A 6,743-nucleotide genomic window follows, 5' to 3' on the forward strand; every position below is an offset into this window, starting at 1 on the left:
AAATGATTTAGGATTGCTATATATATAGTTGCTATCGTGCTATAGCAATCCTAAATCATTATCAAGACTATGATACAATTATATGCAATACTTGATTGTGACCATAAAAAAATGAATAACTTACAACTGCAAGAAAAAGATATGGAAAAAGAAATAGCCCAATTAGAAGATTTCATTAAAAGCGATCTCGATGCAAGAGAACTAAAACGAGCAATAGCTGTAAGGATGGCGCTGTCAGGTAATATCTACCATGAAATCAGCAAGATTTTAGGTGTAAGTAAATTTTTTATTGGTTATTGGAAAAAACAATTTAAAACCAAAGGTATCGCCGGAATCAAACTAGGACATAAAGGGTCAAAAGGGTATTTAACAGCTCGACAAAATACTGAAGTAATCGAGTGGTTAAAGAATAAAGAATATTGGAATTTAGATGAGTTGGTTACTTATTTAGCTCAAGAGTTTGGTGTGATGTATAAATCAAAACAGAGTTACTATGAACTTTTCGACCGGGCGAAAATAAGTTGGAAAAAAACTCAAAAAGCTAATCCTAAATTTGATAAAGAACTGGTAAAAAAAAAGACGGAAGAGATTAACGATATTTTATTTAAAAACAAAGCTGGTATAGAGTCTGGAGAAATAATAGTATTGTTTTTAGATGAATGTCATCTACTTCATGGTGATCTAACTGGTTATGTTTGGGGTCAATCAAAAATCAGAATTGAAGTCCCAATTACCAATGAAAAAGATAGACAAACTTATTTTGGCGCCCTCAATTATCAAAGCAAAAAATTCCATATTCAGAGCCATCCATCTGGTGATGGAGAATCCACAGTTAAATTCATAAAATACTTACAAAATAAATATAAAAATCGCAAGATTATCTTGATTTGGGATGGAGCTAGTTATCATAAATATGGAGAATTTAGAGAGTTTTTATTAGAACTAAATGGTGACAAAGAACCTGAGAATTGGTCAATTACTTGTATTTTATTTGCTCCCAATGCTCCCCAACAGAATCCCGTTGAAGATATTTGGCTACAAGCTAAAAACTTTTTAAGAAAGTATTGGTATTTATGTAGATCTTTTAAAATTGTCAAGTTTTTGTTTGAGTTTTTCACTAACGAACATAAATTTGATTTCCCCAAAATACGTCAATATACTTACACAGAAAAAATAATTTAGGATTGAGCTAAATAGAGAAAATCATTTAGGATTGCTATATATTTCATTTCTTCCAGCAAGGCGACAATCATCTAAGAGAGCATTAAGTTCTTCAACGACTAGCCAGGGGTTTCGACCTTTCAAACAAGCTGCGATCGCTGCTTCATAGGGATTTCTGCCAGTTTTTTTTACTGCTGCGATCGCCTGTTTGTTAGACAATCCCCGCCCGCTGACCAACCAAGCAGCCAAAACCTGTCCTGTACGTCCGATCCCCCCAGAACAGTGAACTACCACCCGTTCGCCTTTGTTATTTGCAGATTCCAAGAACGGCAATATGCGATCGATTAAAATATCGCGATCGACCAATTCAAAGTCTGCAATCGGCGCCCAGCAAACTCGATCGCACCCAAATATTTTCCTATATGTTCCCAGTAAATCAGTGTAGCGGATGAGTTGGGTCGGAGCCAGCAAGCAGCAAACTTGCTTGATATTATGCCCCTGCATAAATTCAATCCAGCGAGCAATTTCTGCATCGCGGTATCCTGGTCTGGCTGCACCAAACACAATCTATTCCTTCTCTGAAGCCGCAGCGAATTTGTGCATACTGTTTTCAATATTTTTACCTATAATTAAGAAAGACGCACAAATCCTGAATCAACAATGAAAAACAAGAGCTCGATCGGTTTAATGAACTGGCTGCAACCCAAACCAGAAACCGTTTTGCTATGCGACTCAATTGCAGCAGCTTCTGACATGGCATTCATGCTCAACGGTGAGTGGGATGGGTGCAATAGTTTGGTGCTCCCTAAATCCGACAAGGTAGCAATTGAAGCAGCCGCTAGTTTGCTGGAGACATCGTGGTGCTACCAAAATACTTGCGAACCGGTTTTAATTCGGCTGGAAGTTGACGAATTGGTGCGCCGTTATGCTATTGGAGACAGGTTTTTTATTAATGCTAACTTGCGATGCGCGCAATTTAGCGAACTCTGCTTGGAAAATATTGATTTGAGTTATGCTAAATTGAATTTAGCTAACTTCAGGGGCACTAATTTAAGCAAAGCCAACTTAATGGCAGCACAGATGCCAGCAGCAAATTTGAGTGGCAGCAATTTGAGTAAATCGCAACTTGTGAGGGCGAATTTATCAGGAGCAAATTTATCGGATGCTAATCTCAGAGGTGCAGATTTGAGTTATGCAGATTTAAGCAATGTTTGTTTAACAGGTGCTGATTTAAGAGGTGCAAATTTAGCGAGAACAGACTTAAGAAAAACAAGCTTAGATGGGGCGATTTTTGAGTGATACCAAATCCCGCTTAAATACTTTCTCTCACACCTTCTGCGTACATCCTGTCAACATTTATCTGCGTTAATCCGCGTACATCCGCCACCATCTGCGGTTAAAGTTCCAAAGTAATTAACTGAGCAATTTCATCCGTTTGAAAACCCAACGCCATCGGCTTTTGCACTTGGGGAATCACTTGCACATCATAGAGTTCTGTGACAATTCCTTCAAACCGCAACCAGTGAACGATCGCCCCAGTAGTCAAATCGATCGCCATCATACCACAGCGAGCCTCAGCATCCTTGGCTGCCAACAACTCATCCAATTCTAAACCGCTAAAAGTGTTGTCACCTCCCCTCGGTTTCGAGAGTCCAACAATTGCCCAATTTTGCGAAAATGCTAGTCCTCGCACATATCCGGGACAAAACGCAATCGCCTCAAATTTCCCTGTTTCTAAATCCACATATCCCAATTCCCCTCTCCCCGAATTCAGCAGCCACAATTTATCTTGATACCAGCGCGGTGAGTGTGGCATTGACAATCCCGTAACGATAATATCGTTAGATTCAATATCAATAACTATACCGCCATTTTTTCTGCGATCGCGCCAGCCATCCACGACATCCGACTGACTCGACGCTGTGACATATTTCGCCTCCCCAGCTACCATTGCCAAACCGTTGAGGTGACAGCGGTCTTCATTTATATATTGTGAGATAAAACCTGGTTTCCAGAGAGGTTTGCAACTGTGGCGATCGCTCAAAGTAGCAATACAATTAAACAAAGTGCTAATAAAAATGATTTGATTATTTTTATCGACAGCGATATCGTGAATGTCGATATCACCTGTAGTATAGCCGATTCTTGGTATATATAATTTATCGTATCCTTGGTATAATTTCCCGGATTCTAAGACATTATCTAATTGCCAAAGTTGATATTTTGAACTTAAATAAAGGCGTTCCGGCGTGCAGAAAAGCCCCATTGCGCGATCGAATATTCGCCAAAAAGCCGAGATTCTGTTGGTTTCTGGCACAGCACCGATTAACATTAATCTACTGGTTTGATAAGTAGTGCAAGCGAGGCTGATTTGTTGTTGGGTTAACCAAGATGGAAAATCGTGATCGCCAAAAATCTCGTGTTCGTGGACTGTAGGGGAAACTGCGGCATCGTTATTCATAGAATCTGAAGGCATATCTTTAATATATCCAAAATATAACGCATCGTATCCACATACAATTCAGATATAATCTCTCCCCTCTTAGGGCAGGGGTTAGGTTATTTATCAAAAGTGAGATGCTCCCGTTTCAACCCCACCACGAACTCACATTGTCTAATTTACATAAAATTTCCAACTAAATATAAAGATTTAGTAAACGAAAAGCTAAATCTGGGGAATGGCGCTCAAACCTTGCTAAGGTCTTGGTAATCAAGAATCCAAGGTGTCATCTGCCAAAAGGTAGAAATACAGCATATAAAAACTCAAATCGAGCTACAGAACCTTTGCAGTTCAACAATCAGGCATTCTAACCGAAGCCCAAATATATGAAAACTCTAGCTGAGATTAACCGTTCCGCCAAAAAAATATTTCCCTTAGTTGATTGCACTAGCAACAAGCCAACATCCATAGTCATCCTTGACCCCACAATACCCGACAGCCACCACATAGCCTCTGGTATCAAACCGGGCACTGCCACCTACATCCTCGAAAGCCAGCCGGATGCCGTAGAGCAAATCACCACAATCCTAGCTCAGCATACAGGCATTACTTCCCTCCACATCATCACCCACGGCAGCCCTGGCAGCCTGTACTTAGGCACAACAGAACTAAACAGCAGCAACATAGAAAACCACACCCAACAGTTGCAACAGTGGCGACACGCCCTCAGCGCCAACGCCAGCATCATATTATATGGATGTAACATAGCCGCCGGAGACAGAGGCCACAAATTCCTCACTCAACTGCACCAACTCACAGGCGCAAACATCGCCGCCAATCCCAATACCACAGGTAACAACAAAAAAGGCGGCACCTGGGATATCCCCCAACACATCCCCCCATCCGCCCAAGCGCCCAAACTAATTCTCACCGAAACCACCCTCACAACCTACAGCGGCGTACTAGGCTTCGCCCCCCAAGTTCCCTTCACTACTGGTCCTAACCCTTTCTCCGTCAGCATCGGCGACTTCAACGGCGACGGGAAACCAGACTTAGCAACGGCGAACGGCAGTGGCAACGCCTCCATCCTGCTCAACACCACCGCCACCGGAGCCGCCACCCCCACTTTCTCCCCCCAAGTCCCCTTCCCTACTGGCAGTGTCCCCTACTCCGTCAGCATCGGCGACTTCAACGGCGACGGGAAACCAGACTTAGCTGTGGCGAACATAAACAGCAACAGTGCCTCCATCCTGCTCAACACCACCGCCACCGGAGCCGCCACCCCCACCTTCTCCCCCCAAGTCCCCTTCCCTACTGGCAGTGTCCCCAGATCCGTCAGCATCGGCGACTTCAACGGCGACGGGAAACCAGACTTAGCTGTGGCGAACTCCAACAGCAACAGTGCCTCCATCCTGCTCAACACCACCGCCAAAGTTACTGCTGTCACCGCCACCACCCCCAACGCCAGCTACGGTGTCGGTTCTACCATCGCCATCACTGTCACCTTCGATGCCGCTGTCAACGTCACCGGCACACCCCGACTGCAAGTAGAAACAGGCACAACTGACCAATTTGCCAACTACGTCTCTGGTAGTGGCGGTACAACTCTCACCTTTAACTATGTAGTGCAACCCGGAGACAATTCTGCTGACTTAGAATACCTCTCCACAAGTGCCCTCACCCTCAACGGCGGCACCATTAAAGAGACTGTTGCCACCGCTTTTGATGCTTTCTTAACCCTCCCTGCCCTAGCCACAGCCAACTCCCTCGGCGGTAGCAAAGCCATAGTAATTGATACCGTTGCACCCACCATCACCAGCGTCACCTCTACCACCGCCAACGGCCTTTACGGGACAACTAGCAACATCAACGTCACCGTCAACTTCAGCGAAGCAGTTACTTTAGCAGGCGGTAACATGACAGTCGCCTTAGACACAGGCGGCACTGTAACTATTGCACCTTTCACCGGCACATCTGCTGTCGGCACCTACACTCCAGCCACCGGACAAAATAGCACCGATCTCAACTCAACAACCATAACTTTAGCAACTGGTGCAACCTTAAGAGATGCTGCCAGCAATAATGCAACATTAACTATTCCTGCGGGGCAGTCTTTAGCTAACAATAAAGCCATAGTTGTAGACACCGTTGTACCAACAGTAGCCTTAACATCCGCATCACCAACCACCACAAACGCACCATTTTTAGTAACAGCAACATTCAGCGAAAGCGTCACAGGATTTATAGCCAGCGACGTGAATCTGACTAACAGTACAATTAGCGGTTTCACAGGTAGCGGCACAACTTATACTTTCACCGTTACGCCTACTGCTGATGGCCCTGTCACAGTTAACGTCCCAGCAGCTACAGCCACAGATACCGCTGGTAACAACAATACCGCTGCGGCTCAATTAACTCGTACCGCCGATATTACAGCCCCCACAGTAGCCTTAACATCCGCATCCCCCACAACCACAAACGCACCATTTTTAGTCACAGCAACATTCAGCGAAAACGTCACAGGATTTATCGCCAGCGATGTGACTCTGACTAACAGTACGATTAGCAACTTCACAGGTAGCGGCACAACTTATACTTTCACAGTTACACCAACAGCCACTGGCAATGTCACAGTTGATATTCCCGCAGCTACAGCGATTGATACCGTTGGTAATAACAATACCGCAGCCACGCAACTGACTCGTACTGCCGATATTACAGCCCCCACAGTAGCCCTCACATCAACATCACCAACCACCACAAACGCACCATTTGATGTGACAGCAACATTCAGCGAAAACGTCACAGGATTTACTGACACTGACGTGACAGTTGGTAACGGCACTGTTAGCGGATTTACAGGTAGTGGCACAACTTATAATTTCACAGTTACACCAACTGCAACTGGCGCTGTCACCGTAGATATCCCAGCAGCTACAGCCACAGATACCGTTGGTAACAACAACACCGCAGCCACTCAACTAACTCGCACTGCCGATATTACCGCACCCACAGTAGCCCTCACATCTGCATCACCCGCAAACACAAACGCACCATTTATAGTCACAGCAACATTCAGCGAAAACGTCACAGGATTTACTGACACTGACGTGACAGTTGGTAACGGCACTGTTAGCGGATT

General features: G+C 44.5%; 5 protein-coding genes. 3 read left to right on the plus strand and 2 right to left on the minus strand.

The genetic code is table 11. The features are described 5' to 3' along the window. Nucleotides 1-111: 111 nt before the first annotated feature. Entirely contained in the window at nucleotides 112-1,182 is a 1,071-nt protein-coding gene (locus tag QUA03_RS14735; RefSeq protein ID WP_333213034.1) for an IS630 family transposase, read from the plus strand. A gap of 21 nt (nucleotides 1,183-1,203) precedes the next feature. On the opposite strand, the gene QUA03_RS14740 is transcribed toward QUA03_RS14735, so the two are convergent. After that, complete coding sequence (locus QUA03_RS14740; RefSeq protein ID WP_333213035.1) at nucleotides 1,204-1,725, minus strand: phosphatase domain-containing putative toxin; 522 nt, start codon at nucleotides 1,723-1,725, stop codon at nucleotides 1,204-1,206. Between the two features lie 96 nt (nucleotides 1,726-1,821). Between QUA03_RS14740 and QUA03_RS14745 the strand changes: the two genes are divergently transcribed. Continuing rightward, complete coding sequence (locus QUA03_RS14745) at nucleotides 1,822-2,460, plus strand: pentapeptide repeat-containing protein (RefSeq protein ID WP_333213036.1); 639 nt, start codon at nucleotides 1,822-1,824, stop codon at nucleotides 2,458-2,460. Nucleotides 2,461-2,557: 97 nt separating this feature from the next. On the opposite strand, the gene QUA03_RS14750 is transcribed toward QUA03_RS14745, so the two are convergent. After that, complete coding sequence (locus tag QUA03_RS14750) at nucleotides 2,558-3,622, minus strand: TIGR03032 family protein (protein WP_333213039.1); 1,065 nt, start codon at nucleotides 3,620-3,622, stop codon at nucleotides 2,558-2,560. A gap of 365 nt (nucleotides 3,623-3,987) precedes the next feature. Between QUA03_RS14750 and QUA03_RS14755 the strand changes: the two genes are divergently transcribed. Then, the coding region (locus tag QUA03_RS14755) for a DUF4347 domain-containing protein (protein ID WP_333213037.1) at nucleotides 3,988-6,743 on the plus strand (2,756 nt) is incomplete at its 3' end.

The sequence above is a fragment of the Microcoleus sp. S36b_A4 genome (assembly GCF_036700645.1).
Taxonomy (GTDB): Bacteria; Cyanobacteriota; Cyanobacteriia; order Cyanobacteriales; family Microcoleaceae; genus Microcoleus.